Here is a 15,317-nt window from a genome sequence, read left to right on the forward strand (position 1 = left end):
ATATGAATAGAAAGTACTTGAAATGCTATTTTTTAACTCTAGCCTCTATTACTTTCTTCGCTTCTTTTCTTCTTTGCTCAGCACGCTCTTGCTTAATAGCGATGAGCTTCGCTTTGCTTTCTTTAAGGACCTTGTGCTGCGCCTCCCGTTTCTCATAAACGGTATCAGCACTATTTTCACTGGCAAATACAAAAGTTGACGTACTGACAATAATTGATAGGCCAACCATTGAACGTGTTAATATTTTCATATTCAATTCCTTATTGAGCAATTGATGGTTGAAGATCTTGATAAAAGTAACTCGTTACAACAATATCGATTTCTTTTTGAACTCCGTTAACCATTCTACAATTATCAATTTCGTACCAGAAGTCAGTATAAAAAGACTGAAGTGAGAATAGATGTAAATTTCCAGACCGTGAACTGAACGAGGCTTTACCGAATTCATCAGTGATGACTGTTTCCCCAGTCTGACCGACATAATATTCAGCATTCATAGATGGTTGGCCTAAAGGGTCATAAGCAGTGAGGTTTATTAGGCACATATTTGAGGAGTTAAACTCAATAACCTTTGGCACATCTACTTGGTTCAACGTTCCCCAATAATTTCCACTAGATGAAGATACGTTGATTTCACTTAATGGAGCGCTGAACGATACTGAACCGCTGCTGTCAGTAGTATCAGAAAACGTAGCGTCAGAACTGGAATAGCTTGTGAGCGTAACAACTTCATTCGCTACTGGTAAATTACCTCCATCATAGACGTAAATTTCGACAGTGCCTTGTGCTTCACCTATGTCATATATATGTGGAGATTGATTAATTATATTGGTGTATAGATACTGAGTGAAAGTACTGAAGTCTTGACTCTGGACTATCAAGCTTCCTTGGCCGACAGGAACACTGATTGGGCCATAGTTGTCCTCCCCGTCTAAGACTTCGACTAAATCATCTAAATAAACCCCACCATTTTCACTCATAGAATAAGTATAATAATTAAGGGCATAATTAACTCCTGCCGGCAAAGAATACACATCTCCCTCTATTGAAGACCAAATTGTTGGCAGCCTGATATCAAAGGTGCACAGGGTTAACTCGGAATCCGAATCTAGTATGCATCCCCTTTCAACACTGATGTCATTAGCGGCAAAGGCTCCAAACTCGCCGTAATAGTAACTATCCAAGTATGTTTCAGATGCCCACATAACTCCATCTACTTCAAAGTTTACTAACAATTCACCTGTGGAGTAATAGTCGTCACTAGTAGCACATTGAGATAAGTCAAAAGCCATGCTGTACTGCCCGTCCTGATCAGTCACAGTCGATAGCTGCAGACCACAGTCCCAGTTGTAATACCAAACAGTAAGACCTTCAGCAGGTAAACCATCGACCCCGTAGACAACCCCAGATAAGTCATAGTTTAGCGACGATGTAACCGTTAACCAACGAGTTGCTACACTGGTATTACCCAGAGGATCAGAAGCTTCTAAACGAATTTCACAGTACTCAGCAGGATAAAAAAGAGTATCCGGCGCATTAAATTCATTTTGAAAGTTTGTTCCTGAAGTGCCAAATTGCGGATTTACGCTCAAAGAGCCTCCCGATGAGTTGCCGAAATAGCCACAATATGTACTCCACGACAGGCTAACATCTCCTCCCTCAGGGTCTGTGACTGTCACAGACAACGGTACACTTGAGCCCATTTGAATGAGATTATCGGTTATTTCAAACTCTGTGATTGCCGGAGGAAGGTTAATATTGTTTAAGTCAACTGGTAATAAACCATCGCCGTCTTCTTCGTAATCAAGAGGCCAGCAAGTTCCTGTCAAGTTCCCAAACAAACAGCTTCCGTTTTCATCTGGCGTATCAAAACTCGTTGCCAAACTACTATCTGTAACTAAAGAGTAGGTACCGTCATTATCGCTACGCAAATAGAATTTGCTACCGCCGATATAACCGTAAACTTTAATAGATTCAGGAGAGGTATCTGTAGACATTTTCACGGTGAACGAGTCGAAAGAGCCATCGCCGTCACTACATGAACGAGTAGGTGAAGTACCGCTATAAGTCGCACCTTCTGCATTCCAATCAATAGCATCAATCGGCAAATTGGTTAACTCATCTCGCATTTCAAAACGCATGCAAGCGTGAGTTTCTATAGGTCTGTCATAGTTCCACCAGCTGAAGTGGTTAACCTTACCGCAGATTAGAAGCATACCGTTTCTTTCTTCAACCGTTCCTTGCCCTTCTTCTCTCCAAACGCCCAAGTCTTCATCGTAGTACCACAATGGAACAACGTCACCGTCTGAGAGAGAAGATGTGGCTTTCATACAGACTTCTGCATCATCTGAAAGAGTTGTAATTTCATTGCCTTCTTGGTCAAACAAATTGAATTCCATCATGCCAAATGACTCAAGAATAACTGGCTCGTCGGTATTCGGGTCTGCGCCTTCTGGTAGTGCCAACAAATCGCCGCCTGGCATTGACAATAAGTCTTCGGTTTCTGGATCCAGATAAGTTACCGTTCCTGTTACTTGTGTTACGCCAGTTGGAAGAGATGTGAGAGGAATTTCTAACGAGCCAACTGGGTTCCCGTTTTTAACAATTTCAACACCACCACTTTGCGTCACATCTTCACTTTCTTCAATAGTGTCAGAAACTTGCTGTAAGCTAACTACAATTCTGTAATTAAATTGACCAGGAACAAAAGGCACTTTGGCGTTACCAGTTGCAAACCCTTGTGCTTTTACGTTAATTGGGAAGAACTGACGAGAACCGTCTGAAGACAGCGTACTGGCCTGGATATTTCCAGAGAAGTCTCCGCTTAGTGAAGTGAAGACCGTATCCCCACCATTGCCTAATTCAACTTGTGCATTTGCAATAGCAGAGCCCCCACCGTTCACAATACCCTCTATTAAAATACAGTCATTGTTCGCGTCTACAGGGCATATATCCTCACCGTCACAAACTCCATCGCCATCACTGTCATTCAGGGGATCAAGTGGACAGACATCAACATCACCGCAAATGCCATCGTTGTCTACATCGTTGTCGAAATCCAGCGGGCATCTGTCCACATCGCCACAAATTTCGTCGTTATCTATATCATTATTTGGATCAAGCGGACATAAATCATCTGTATCAAAAATACCATCCCCGTCGCTATCCTGGGGTTGCGATTCGATAAACTGCATCACACTTAAACTAACAGCGAATCGCGCCCGTGTTCGAGGAAACTCAATCCGCACATTTTGTGAGGTATCGGTGAGCGCAAAATAGGGCAAATTATCAGAAGTTAATCCAGTAGCATTTACCACTGGATAGGAAGATGAAGTCACTACGAGCCGCAGCTCGACGTATTCATCTAAATCGTCAGGTAACGAAATGGTATTTTCTGTGTAGTAAATTCGATTGGAACGATCGTAACGTCTGTCGCCCTGGTCAATTTGTGCCCCTACTACAACTTCCCAAGAACCTGTGGCTTCCTGAGCCTTCACTGGCGATACATTTAACGCCAACAGAAATATTAATATAAAAAGTGAATATATAAATTGTTCAGAAGTGAACTGCTTACTTCCATTGTAATTGCAATTAAACCTTACCATGTCCTATCTCCAATTAATTGGACATCGAGCCAAACGACACTTCCTGTTGTTCAATGCCAGGTAAGAATGAATGATTGAGTTATTTATAAAGTCGGCGAATGCCTAGTAGTGATATAAGAAGCAATAGTGATAGCGTTGGGGGAGCGCTTACTTCTTGAGCAATTTTTTCGATCTTTATTTGAGTTACATTTAGCGTATCTAACAGATCTAAATCCACTGATTCAATCTGAAAGCCAAACAAAACGCTTTTCCCAGCGGCTTCAGTAATATCAACTGTCGTACCTGAGACCAAATCCCAATAAGAGACTCTATCGTCTGTTTCGAAATATGCAGAAGCTAGTGAATCATTACCCGTAAGTTCCGAATCAAACTCAACCGTCAAGAATAGCTTTTCCGGTCCGCTTACTGCCATTAAGCCTAGTGTTCGAAACAAGCCTACATACCATGCTTCGTCATCTAAGTCAGGAAAGTAGTTAGTCGTTAATGTAAAGCTACTCGCGCTATAACTTAGCAGTTCTGACGGCATAGAGCTGCCAACGACTCCAAAAATATCAACAGTTACATTTTCAGAAAAGTCGTCATAGGTATAATCTCCTTCCCAATCAGCAATATCGTCAGTACTCAATTCATAAATGATAGATGCACTGGCGTTAAAACTGACAGAAAAGAGAAACAGAAGGGTTAAAAAAGTTTTACTGCGGAAATTAAAATTTGTTGTGTTAGCTTTTATAGTCATCAAAAATCCCTCTAAAGCTTAGCCCAACACCATGTTGAGCTGTCTCTAGTAAGCATTTTTCGAACCTAAATTTATATAAACATAAGCCTATGTTTTTAAGTCTATTTTTTAATTGGGCAATTTCAACACTTAACATTTGTAAAAAATTGTGACAGTTTTTTAGAGGGTAAAGAGTATGAGAAAGAATCAATTAAACCCTTTTTGACTATGGAAGCAAGCCCGTAAAATAGCCCGCTCCCATAAATGATGACCTCCCCGAATATCTGCAAAATTAACAACAAGACTTCGCTACTTCTTCAAGTGCGGCGCGCAAGTGGCGGAAACGTTTGAGGCATTAAAGATTTCAATCCAGTAACCGTCAGGGTCTTTAATAAACGCAATGCCTTTCATAGAGCCATCATTAAGTCCTTTCTGAAAAGGAACGTCTAGTAATGCAAATCGTGCACATGCAGCTTCAGCATCAGGCACATGAAAACCAATATGCCCAAAACCTTTTGGCTCTGTATTTCCGTTATGATAATCAACCGTTTCTGGTGTATCGCCCCAATTGTGGGTTAGCTCCAACATGGCCGGGCGACCAAAAGTTTGCTGAGTACGTTCGTCTACATCGTCAGAAATATCAGAAAAATCATCACCTGCCGCCAAAAAATAAAGGCTGAACTTCATTTCTTCAAAATCTAGACGCTTAATTAGCGTCATTCCCATAACTCGCGTATAGAAATCTAGCGAACGCTTGGGGTCGGCAATGCGCAGCATAGTTTGGTTGAACACAAAACCTTGTGTCGCGGCATCTTTCTCTTCATACAGGCCTTCGGCCTTATCGAAATGTCGGCTCATAATAGTCGTCCTTAGCGATATAGATAATTAAGGCAAGGCAATCTTGCTTTGCCTAAAAACGAGTGCATAGAAGTGAGGGGTAATTTTCTTTTCCCAACAGCACTTAGTCTATCCTCTTACGCGCTTTACCTCAGATGCGTTTTATACAACGTCTATTTTTACAGCGCTTTTATTTTTTAGGGAGCTTTCCCCAAACCGAACCTGCATCACTTTTTTTCACTGGCGACACTTTAGTATTGGTGTTTTTGCCAGCCGCTTCTTTTTGTTTGCTAGCGCCTTTATTAAATGAGCTTGGCTTAGTACCAGAAGTGCTTGGGCTATCTGATTTTTTAGGCGAAGTTTGTCGCGTGGACTCCGGTCGATATTTTTTCACCATACCTTGCAACAAATTGCGAACCACTTGATCGCCAGCGGGTTTAAAGTTGCGATGGTCTGGCTTTCTAAAAAACGCCGACAGTTCACCTTTACTTATTCTAAAGTCTGCTAATTTAAGCACCGCTATCATATCGTCATCTTTATAACTCATCGCAATACGGATTTTGCGCAGCACTTCGTTATTGCTTAATCGCTCTTTTGGCCCCAGTTCTTGAGGCATTTGCCCTTCTTGACGCCCACGGTTTTTAATAATCAATCCATCTAAAAACAGCGCAATAATCTTATCGCGACACGGTAGATAACCCTCTTCGCCTTCCCGCTTCATCACAGCATGTAAATAATCAATTTCCATGTCGTAGTTCACTAATTTAAAAATACTTATGGCGGCGGTATCGTTTATCGCTAATGCATAACGAAGGCGACGTAGAACATCGTTGTGGATCATGAAAATGGGCCTGAAAAGTGGAGTAGCCAATAATTGGTATGGATTAAAGTGTAGCGCAACGTGCGCTTTCGCATATTTTACACTACTTGGCCATTTGCATCTATCGCGGGCTGTCGGGTGCGTAATTTCTACCAACACATAGTGAAACCAAATTAACGTACTTGGCGTAACGACATTGTACATCTGGTTTCGCTCATTTCATCGGCGTGCCGAAATTGAGCTCATTGGTAGAAGGATACTTCCATGGCAACATTAAATCTCAACGGGAAAGACGTTAGTCTTCCCGATGATCCACGAACGACTTTGTTAGATTTTCTCCACCAGCATTTATCACTTTTTGGCACCAAAAAAGGTTGTGACCACGGACAATGTGGTGCTTGTACCGTTATCGCTGACGGCAAGCGTATTAATGCATGCTTAGTGTTTGCATTCCAGTTAGAAGGCGCTGAAGTCACAACTATTGAAGGCATCGGTGAAGGTGAGAGTCTTCATCCGCTGCAAAAAGCTTTTATCGAGCGTGACGCGTTTCAGTGTGGCTATTGCACATCTGGTCAAATATGTTCAGGCGTATCCCTACTTAGGGAAATGAAAAATGAAGACCCTAGCGCAGTTACTTATAGTCAAACTCGTCACAGTAAAGCTTCATTGAAAGAAGATATCAGCGAACGCATGAGCGGTAACCTATGCCGCTGCGGCGCCTACCCTAATATTGTGGATGCTATAACCGATGTCATTGCTTTGGAGAGACAATAATGCAGCCATTCACTCTTCATCATTATAACGGCGAAAAGCCGTTGAGTAGCCTGCCCCTGGACACAAGATCACGTTTTTTGGCCGGAGGTACAAACCTAATAGATTTAATGAAACTACAGGTAGAAACGCCTAAAACATTAGTAAGTCTTGCGAAATGGGATAAAGCTAACACTATCAGCGAAGATGACAATTACTATTATATTGGCGCCATGGTGACTAATTCTGACTTAGCGAAGTTCGCTCACACGCAGCCCAATGTGTCTTTACTTGCGCAAGCTTTATTAAGCGGTGCAACAGTTCAACTTAGAAATAGGGCAACCACTGCAGGCAATTTGCTACAACGCACCCGCTGTTATTACTTTTACGACACCACAAAAGCCTGTAATAAACGAGAGCCAGGCACTGGCTGCAGCGCATATGACAGCATGAATAGAATTCATGCCATATTTGGCACCAGCGAGAGCTGTATTGCCACACACCCTTCCGACATGGCCGTAGCCATGATTGCGCTTAACGCACAAGTACATACACAGCAACCTGATGGCAACACGCGTCAAATCGCGCTACGAGATTTCTACCGTGAGCCAGGCGACACGCCGCACATAGAAACCCAATTAGACGAAGATGAACTCATTACCCATGTCAGCATAAAGAAAAAAGCAAACGGTACTCAGTACTATCACAAAGTACGCGACCGTTCTTCCTATGCGTTTGCACTCGTTTCTGTTGCGGCTGGTTTGAAAATTGAAGATGGTCGTTTTAAAGACCTTTCTCTCGCCTTTGGTGGTGTGGGCACCAAGCCTTGGTATCCGCAAAAAGCAATCAGTGTTCTTGAAGGCGCGGAACCAACCCAAGAAGTCATATCGCAAGCCGCGGAAGCTGAGTTATCCGAAGCAAAAACGTTTGGCAGTAATGACTTTAAACCAGAACTATTGCGCAGGACGTTAACAAAAGTGCTTTTAGAGTTAGCAGAACATCAGGTAAAGCACCCAGGACATGAAGGAGCTTTATATGACAACGCATAATGCCAAAACTGTAGGGACGCCAGTTAATCGAGTTGATGGTTCAGCAAAGGTGTCAGGTCAAGCAAGGTACGCTGCGGAGCATATGAGCGATCGCACTCCTTTGATAGGCTGGGTTGTATCAAGTGATACTGCCGTAGGTAAAATCACATCCCTTAATACAGAGCAAGCGGAACAGGCCGATGGCGTACATGCAGTTATCACGTATAAAAATGCAGGTACTCTTAAGCCATTTAGCAAGCCTGCGGATGAAAGCAGGTTTACTCAAAGTCGCGCCGTACTTAACGAACCTCACATTCGTCATTTCGGTGCGCCGGTCGCTCTAGTTATTGCTGATACGTTGGAGCAAGCGCGCTATGCCGCAAGTCTAGTAAGCTTCACCATAGACGGTGAAATACCAGATTCGCTGACAGAATTCGATGATGCAACACAAAAGCCAGCGTCGCTAGATGGTGGGTTTGAGGCAGATGCATCTAGCGGTGATAAACCGCAGCAAAGTGATATTCAAGCAAGCATTAACGAAACTTATACTACACCAAGCCAAATCTCTGCCGCTATGGAGCCTCATGCCACGGTTGCCGACTTTAAAGATGGAAAGCTTGAGGTCTATTGTAGCGTTCAGATTATAGCGACGGCTGTTGAGGCGCTTGCGATTACGCTTGAAATGGACGCAGCAGACATCGTAGTGCAGAGCCCCTTTGTAGGTGGCGGGTTTGGCTCTAAGCTAGGTCTTCATTATGATGCAACGCTCGCTTGTATAGGAGCAAGGTATTTAGAGCGGGCTGTAAAAGTGGTGTTAAGCAGGCGACAGGTCTTTTATAACACCCCGCATAGAGGGCACAGCATACAGAAAATTAGCCTTACTTCTGGTGATGATCATGCACTGTTAAGCGTACAGCACAAAAGCGCTATGCCAAAAGCCAAGGGCTATGAGTTTGCCGAAGCAACAGGTGCCGGCGCACGGGTTACCTATAAATCTCAGTTCATTGAAAGTACCCATAGGGTCAAAGACGCAGACCTGCCGCTTATCGACTCTACCCGTTCTCCTGGAGACGCCATTGGCTCCCTTGCTTTTGAATCGGCCATTGATGAACTTGCCCACGAAGCTGGTGTCGACCCGCTTACGTTTCGCATAAAAAACCTGCCGGTAGTTCACCCTATGAAAGGCACGCGGTTTACCACCCACAACTTAGGTGAGTGCCTTCGTCAAGGCGCGCAAAACTTCAAGTGGCAGCATAAAACACAGCCCACACCGGGAAAACAAATCGGCCATGGCGTAGCGAGTGCTATGCGTATGAATGTGCTGGTGGAAAGTTCAGCTGAAGTGGAATTGAGTGCTACCGGTGAGGTAACGGTTCGCACTGATATGACAGATATTGGTACAGGCACCTACACAATTCTCACACAAATTGCCGCCGATACTTTAAATACGTCGGTAGACAATGTCACAGTAAAACTTGGTGATAGCCGCTACCCTGCTTCATGTGGTTCAGGTGGCTCATTTGGCGCAGCAAGCTCTGGTTCGGCGGTTAAAAAAGCCTGTGAAGCGCTTATTGCGAATATTAAAAGCTCACTTCCCCCAGCCCTTAGCCAAGCTGAAGTACAAATTTTAGATGGGCAGATAAAGTTAGTCTCGATTGCACAAGGTGATGATGATGAAGTAAGTCGTCCGGTATTACTCGCCAACTTTATGTCCGACAGCGAATTCCCCATATCAGCAACCGGTAGCGTATCCGAAGATGACACCAGCGATGATGAGCAGTATTCATGTGGCGCTCATTTCGCGGAAGTAGAGGTAGATGAATACACGGGTGAAGTTAGGCTACTTCGCCAATACGGTATGTTCAGCGCGGGGCAAATCTTGAATATGAAAACAGCTGCATCTCAAATAAAAGGGGGAATGGTATGGGGTGCTGGCTACGCACGTACTGAAGGGATCCATCACCATAGAGAGACGGCAAGCTTTGTAAATCCAGATTTTGGTGAATATCATGTGGCAGTCAATCGGGACATTGCCGAAGTTAGCCTGGATTTCTTACAAGAGGCAGATTATGCCGCATCGCCAGTGGGCGCAAAAGGTATTGGTGAACTAGGCATTACTGGAGCAGGCGCCGCCATCGCTAACGCAATTTATGATGCATGCAAAGTGAGAGTACGAGACTTCCCCATTACCATGGATAAAATAATCGCTGGTAAAAACTAAGCAAAAAAAGCGGCCTAACAAGGCCGCTTCACATTTTACTATTTCAAATGGCTATCAAAAAAGTCTACCGTTCGACGCCACGCTAGTTCAGCATCTTTGGGACTATAACGACTTGTTGAATCGTTGTGAAAACCATGCTGCGCTTTAGCGTAAATAAAGGCCTCGTACTCAGCAGCATTTTTTTCTAATACTACTTTATAGTCCTCCCATGTAGCATTCACTCGCTTATCGTTTTCAGCAAAGTGAATCAATAAAGGGCCTTTTACTTGATCGACTAAGGGCTGTTTCGCTGGGGTCCCGTAGAAAGGAACGGCAGCGTCCAACATATCAGGTATGCTGGCTGCTAGAAAATTAGCAATATACCCACCAAAGCAAAAACCTACTACACCAAGCTTGCCTGTGGTTTTTTCGTGATCTTTTAACCACAGTGCTGCCGCTACCATATCTTGTTCTATCTTGCCTTTATCAAGGCTCTTTTGCATAGCACGACCATCGTCATCATTTCCCGGGTAGCCACCTAACGGAAACAGCGCGTCAGGTGCAAACGCTACATAGCCTTGCATAGCGAGCCTTCTGGCTACGTCTTTTATATAAGGGTTAAGCCCGCGATTTTCGTGTACCACTATAACGCAAGGCGCAACGCCAGATTCCGGTAGCCTAGTGGGCTGCACTAAATAACCGCCGCCTTCACCATGGCCTTTGGGCGAGGAAAAAACTTCGTAAGTCGCTTTAATTGCAGGGTCGTTAAACGAAACCTGTTCTGCTTTGGCATAGTCAGGGATCAGTGCGCCACCAATAGCGCTCACGGTCAAACCTGCAACTGAAAGCGAAGCAAGCCTGGTTAAAAACGTTCGACGGTCTATGTCCCCGTGGGCGTATTCATCGTACCAATCAAACGCTTCTTGAGGGATACTAAGTGATGCTTCTTGCGATAATTTTTGCGGTTTTGGGGTGTTGTTTCGCTTCATCTGTTTTAACCCTAATGTGGTAGCACAAACCCCGTGCTCCGAAAATTGTCGATAACATCTACTCTACGTGGGATAACTAAGAAAGCAAAGCGCAATTCATTTTTAAAACAATAACTATCTACGTCACATAGACTCAGTACCTTGTAACCACCAAGACGCAGCAACTTGAAGTGGCGAGGGGTCGTTAGTTTCAGAGATCCAAACAACGAGGGCGTGTTTTTTGGCTTTTATATGAGTATTATTGGGCGAAGGCAGAGTAGCCACATATTGCTGAGCATTAGCATTGTCGCCGTTGCTACTCAATAACGCGTTTTCATAATCGATTACTATAAAATCGTGAGTGAGTTTACGCCCGGTGTTCTCCCCCCGCGTAACTGAGGTTTCTATACCAAAACCGAGTAACGCACCGTGAACAACTAACGTATTCGATGTACTTCTGTTGATATTGTTGAAGGACACATCAATGATGTCGTTTTGAACCGAAGCATGAAGTACTCCAGACAGAGGGGCGACTCGGTTAGGTAACGACTGCCCCCGAAACCATCCATTCCAAGCACGACCATTTAAAGCAAAACCTGGCGTGGCAATGGTGTTTGCTTTGCCTACACGCTTGTAGTCTCGCTGCCGTTTACTAAAAGTACTATCAGCAAATGGATCTTTCCAGCCTAGATAATCCCAGTAGTCCACGTGAAAATTAATGGGAACCAGCTCTGTCCATAATTTATCGCTCTCTACAAAGCCTGAAATCCATTTTTCCGCAGGCGGACAGCTGCTGCAACCTTGGGATGTATAAAGTTCCAAGACGGTGGTTTGATTGGGCGTACTGGTAAGTATAAAAGGCGTGTTTGTTTCTTCGTTAATTGCTACGTCTGTCGCTACATTTGCTGCTAGCAGCGGCGTAGATGACAGCGTAGTTAATAGCGCTGATTCTGACGCTAGTGCATGTGCTGAACCTGACACTTTGCTTTCGTTAGAATGCAGAGTAAGGGCAGCTTTAACTATGGGGTTCGTTGTGGCTTGACTTGAAGCATTATCAAGGTCGCTATTTGTAGATGTTGAAACCTTCGGTTTTTCCGGTTGCGCATTGATACGCCAGTCATAATCAATGAACCGCAGTTTATAATTCTTAGGAATAGGTTCGACTAGATACTGGTTAATGTATTGAGGTAAGTCCTTTGCTTTTCCTGAAGCGACAAAGTCTTCAGTATAAAAATCGAGGATTTCCGAAACGTACACGCGCTTGCGTTTGTCATCAAAGTAAAAGTGTTTCTTGCTCCCAAAGAACTCACGGGTGGCTTGTTCGAGGGTGTCGTCTAAGGTTTCTGCATAAAACGGCGTTTGCGGTAGCCTTGGGCAATCTTTTACCATGCAGTTAAGCGCAAAGTGGGCTCTGGGCTCGTTAAGCGGTCTAATTACATCGTTTTCAAAATCATATAAATTTGTGACTTTACCGCCAATCACCACATCGCGAAACTTGAAAAAAGCTGCTCGTGAAAAGAAACTGGTAAAGCCATCTGGAATACCTTTTTCTATAACCCCGTACATGGCTAACGCATTATAGCTATTGATGTAATAGGCCATAACGGATTGTGGTGAGTCAAACAATTCAGGCGTGACGTCAGGACTAGCAAAGCTAATAAAATTAATGACGTTTTCAAGGGGCACTATATCTTTAGATAACCCTTTGAAATCGGTTCGTCCCTGCTCATCTACATAGTGTTGGAGTACATATTCCCAGTCTTGCGATGCTTTTCGATAGGCTTGCTTAAGCTGCGCTATTTCTAATGGTTTAGCGCTGTTAATATTTAACCCGCCCTCAGACGCTTGGCTACTGTTGGCAGTAGGTAAAATATACAGCAGCAACATGGACAAGATAATGGTTAACATACGCTCAGATTGAGCAAATCGACGAGACTTCATGATCGTTTCCTTACACGCTTTTGGCTGGATGGTGGCGCTTGTCACTTGCAGTAAGCGCTTTTGCTGACAGGGAACTAGGTGTTGTTATATCCGAGATTTGGCGAATAGGGATAATATTGTTTTGTTTGTAGCGCTCTCCCAATGGCTGGTACTGCTTTACCTGCCCGCGGTGGTCGGTATATGTAAGGGGTTTTAATATATGCTCATCGCGCTCGGCATTGTGCTTGCACATGGAAACAGGGCCATCTGCGGTCATTACCATAAATGAACACGCATCAATTCTGTCTTGCTGAAGGGCGTTGGCATCCATAAAATTCTGAACAAAAAATGACAGTTTGTGCACACGTCCTTTGCTTTTGAAAAGGCTGCTACGCATTTCAAACAGCTTCAATGAGGTCGCTTTTGCCAACTTCCAAATCCACTTTGGCCTAGCAAGCAATGCTTTACTGTAATCCCATATAATCTGTGTCGTGCCGTGTTGCCGGGTTGTTTGTATGTGCTTAAAGTCTTCAATAAATTGCGCAAACAATTGGGCGTCATCAACGACAGAGTAGACCTGCTTACCAACCACTAATGTTGGCATGTAGCTGTGACAGTCGCTATGACCAATACGTACTTTCTCCCACGGCAGCACTTTGCTAATTGTTTTTTCAATAGCAGCTTTCACGGTTATGGGGTCAATTACATCAGCTCTTGCTCCCCATTCCCCTCGGCCTGTTTCTGCCTGTAGCTGAAACGAGGCGAAACTTACGGCGTCTGCATGCTGCACAAAAAAATCCACCAGCATGGGAAGCGCTTTGAAATTGTCGGTGTGCACGGTGGTGTTAAAAATAATCATAAGCCCCAAGCCTTTGGCCCGTTCTATGTATTCTTCGCGGATAGCATTTAGCGATGCTTCATCAGGGAAACCTTTACGTTCTTGGGTGGTATCAACGTGAAAAGCGACATCGTTTAAGCCAACTTTAGCTAAAGATGCAAGCAGGTCACGGGAGGCAGCAATACCGTTGGTAAACAGTGCAGTGTGTAAGCCGAGCTTATTGGCATATTCGACAATTTCAATTAGCTCGCTGCGCTTTCTTAACGTAGGGTCACCACCGGTTATTTGTACACTGGTACCAGGACCATAGTGACGAAGGACATTGTCTAATCGCTTAAACACTTCTTGAATGGGAATGTCGCGAACCGCTTGCGAATGCTCAGATAAATAGCATAAGGTGCAATCAAGATTACACTTTTGCGTGATTTCAACAGCAACACAACCTATGGTGTGCGTGCGGCCCAGCAACTGATTTGGGGTGAAATGTTCACCCATGCGTTTTTGGGTATGAAGAAGTTGTTGATTTCTAGTGATACCAGGGGAGCACGCCATGTCAATGCGCCTTTTTCGAACTACACAGTATCAACAAAGACCTATTACACATAAAAATACTTTCACGGCGTGCCGTTTTTTTGCACTAGTTTTATTGTCATGCAACGCACTCGCTTCTTCTGATACAACTGAAAACCAATCGCTATTCACAACAACGTCGACTTTGTTCGAAGAAGTAAAAAGCCGTGTTTTTTCAGATCCCTATTCGGTGCTACCGCAATATGAAGTGTCGCGGAAACACTTCGATGCTGACGGTAAAAATCTGCTGCTAAGTCACGCTAAAAGAACCCTTTCTTCCAACGCAAATTTTATAGAATTAGGTACCAAGCATAAGCTACTTCAAGCTAATGGTATTTGCTTCGCTGGCACATGGAAAATTAATCACAGCAGCCCTTACTCCGGGCTTTTTCAAGCACGCACAAACGTGCCGGTTATCGTAAGAGCGTCAGTCAGCTTAAGCGGTACAAAGCAGCGAGATAAGCGTGCTTTTGGTATGGCAATCAAGCTTTTCCCCAATACCCAAAGTACGGTTACTGAAAACATATTTTTAATGCACTCGCTGGGTGGCACTAAAACCCAGCACGTGGCCAACTTACCTATGACCAACGAGCCCGCACTGGGCGAATTGCCGCCTTTCAGTCAATTGCTAACCGCTTATCGCTTGGAGAGCGATCTTGAAGAAGCAGATCAAGCGTTTAGCGGAAAAAATGCGAATGCGCGTTTCAGACCTGTTTCACATTTGGCAGAAGTACTGCTTCCCAACGACGAAAAAGCGAATAACGTGAGGCAAGGTCCTTACTGGCTAAAAGCGTCGTTGAAACCTGATACACCGCTAGTGAATAAAGATGACTTTAGGGATGAGTTGTCGTTGCAGCATTACCCAAATAAGACGCTATCTTGGGTTTTATCTGCTGCCAATTTCAACGATGCAGGGATAGATAAAGCCGAATGGCAAGAGATAGGTGAAATGACATTGACTGAATCTGTGGTCTCTCTAACCTGCGACACGAGTCTTCACTTTAATCACCCTGCAATCAAATGACGCTAAGCAATTCCGTTTAAACGGGTAAACCTCGCGTTAGAG

The 15,317-nt window shown here is 44.1% G+C and carries 12 protein-coding genes; 4 read left to right on the top strand and 8 right to left on the bottom strand.

All coding sequences use genetic code 11. The features are described 5' to 3' along the window. Positions 1 to 25 precede the first annotated feature (25 nt). The 5 genes from KUL49_RS06860 to KUL49_RS06880 form a co-directional block, all read right to left on the bottom strand. Positions 26 to 250: a hypothetical protein gene (locus tag KUL49_RS06860; protein ID WP_131136812.1), complete on the bottom strand. Its 225-nt coding sequence runs from the start codon at positions 248 to 250 to the stop codon at positions 26 to 28. A 10-nt stretch (positions 251 to 260) separates the two neighbouring features. Then, positions 261 to 3,605 carry a hypothetical protein gene (locus KUL49_RS06865; RefSeq protein ID WP_131136813.1) on the bottom strand — a complete coding sequence of 1,115 codons (3,345 nt, stop codon included), beginning with the start codon at positions 3,603 to 3,605 and terminating at the stop codon, positions 261 to 263. 79 nt (positions 3,606 to 3,684) lie between these two features. After that, positions 3,685 to 4,341 (bottom strand): hypothetical protein, encoded by a 657-nt coding sequence (locus KUL49_RS06870; protein ID WP_131136814.1) that lies wholly within the window; start codon positions 4,339 to 4,341, stop codon positions 3,685 to 3,687. 288 nt (positions 4,342 to 4,629) lie between these two features. After that, positions 4,630 to 5,178, bottom strand: a complete 549-nt coding sequence (gene gloA, locus KUL49_RS06875; protein WP_131136815.1) for a lactoylglutathione lyase — start codon at positions 5,176 to 5,178, stop codon at positions 4,630 to 4,632. Positions 5,179 to 5,347: 169 nt separating this feature from the next. After that, positions 5,348 to 6,181 carry a DUF1456 family protein gene (locus KUL49_RS06880; protein WP_242633754.1) on the bottom strand — a complete coding sequence of 278 codons (834 nt, stop codon included), beginning with the start codon at positions 6,179 to 6,181 and terminating at the stop codon, positions 5,348 to 5,350. Positions 6,182 to 6,241: 60 nt separating this feature from the next. On the opposite strand from KUL49_RS06880, the gene KUL49_RS06885 reads away from it, so the two are divergent. Genes KUL49_RS06885 through KUL49_RS06895 form a run of 3 tightly spaced genes read left to right on the top strand, consistent with a single transcriptional unit; the run spans position 6,242 to position 9,976 of the window. After that, on the top strand, positions 6,242 to 6,751 hold the full coding sequence (locus tag KUL49_RS06885) for a (2Fe-2S)-binding protein (protein WP_014950302.1): 510 nt from the start codon (positions 6,242 to 6,244) through the stop codon (positions 6,749 to 6,751). Continuing rightward, positions 6,751 to 7,776 carry a xanthine dehydrogenase family protein subunit M gene (locus tag KUL49_RS06890; RefSeq protein WP_131136816.1) on the top strand — a complete coding sequence of 342 codons (1,026 nt, stop codon included), beginning with the start codon at positions 6,751 to 6,753 and terminating at the stop codon, positions 7,774 to 7,776. Before KUL49_RS06885 ends, KUL49_RS06890 begins: the two co-directional genes overlap by 1 nt. Beyond that, positions 7,763 to 9,976 carry a xanthine dehydrogenase family protein molybdopterin-binding subunit gene (locus KUL49_RS06895; protein ID WP_131136817.1) on the top strand — a complete coding sequence of 738 codons (2,214 nt, stop codon included), beginning with the start codon at positions 7,763 to 7,765 and terminating at the stop codon, positions 9,974 to 9,976. Before KUL49_RS06890 ends, KUL49_RS06895 begins: the two co-directional genes overlap by 14 nt. A gap of 38 nt (positions 9,977 to 10,014) precedes the next feature. Here the strand turns inward: KUL49_RS06895 and KUL49_RS06900 are convergent, their stop codons facing one another. From KUL49_RS06900 to KUL49_RS06910, 3 genes are all read right to left on the bottom strand, one after another. Next, positions 10,015 to 10,944, bottom strand: coding sequence for a dienelactone hydrolase family protein (locus tag KUL49_RS06900; protein WP_131136818.1), 930 nt, complete (start codon positions 10,942 to 10,944; stop codon positions 10,015 to 10,017). Between the two features lie 123 nt (positions 10,945 to 11,067). Continuing rightward, positions 11,068 to 12,864, bottom strand: coding sequence for a DUF1223 domain-containing protein (locus KUL49_RS06905; protein WP_131136819.1), 1,797 nt, complete (start codon positions 12,862 to 12,864; stop codon positions 11,068 to 11,070). Positions 12,865 to 12,874: 10 nt separating this feature from the next. Next, positions 12,875 to 14,233: a radical SAM protein gene (locus KUL49_RS06910; RefSeq protein WP_131136820.1), complete on the bottom strand. Its 1,359-nt coding sequence runs from the start codon at positions 14,231 to 14,233 to the stop codon at positions 12,875 to 12,877. Between KUL49_RS06910 and KUL49_RS06915 the strand changes: the two genes are divergently transcribed. Then, on the top strand, positions 14,232 to 15,275 hold the full coding sequence (locus KUL49_RS06915; protein ID WP_131136821.1) for a hypothetical protein: 1,044 nt from the start codon (positions 14,232 to 14,234) through the stop codon (positions 15,273 to 15,275). The two genes, KUL49_RS06910 and KUL49_RS06915, sit on opposite strands and share 2 nt — an antisense overlap. Positions 15,276 to 15,317 lie beyond the last annotated feature (42 nt).

Source organism: Alteromonas sp. KUL17 (genome assembly GCF_006538305.1).
GTDB lineage: Bacteria > Pseudomonadota > Gammaproteobacteria > Enterobacterales > Alteromonadaceae > Alteromonas > Alteromonas macleodii.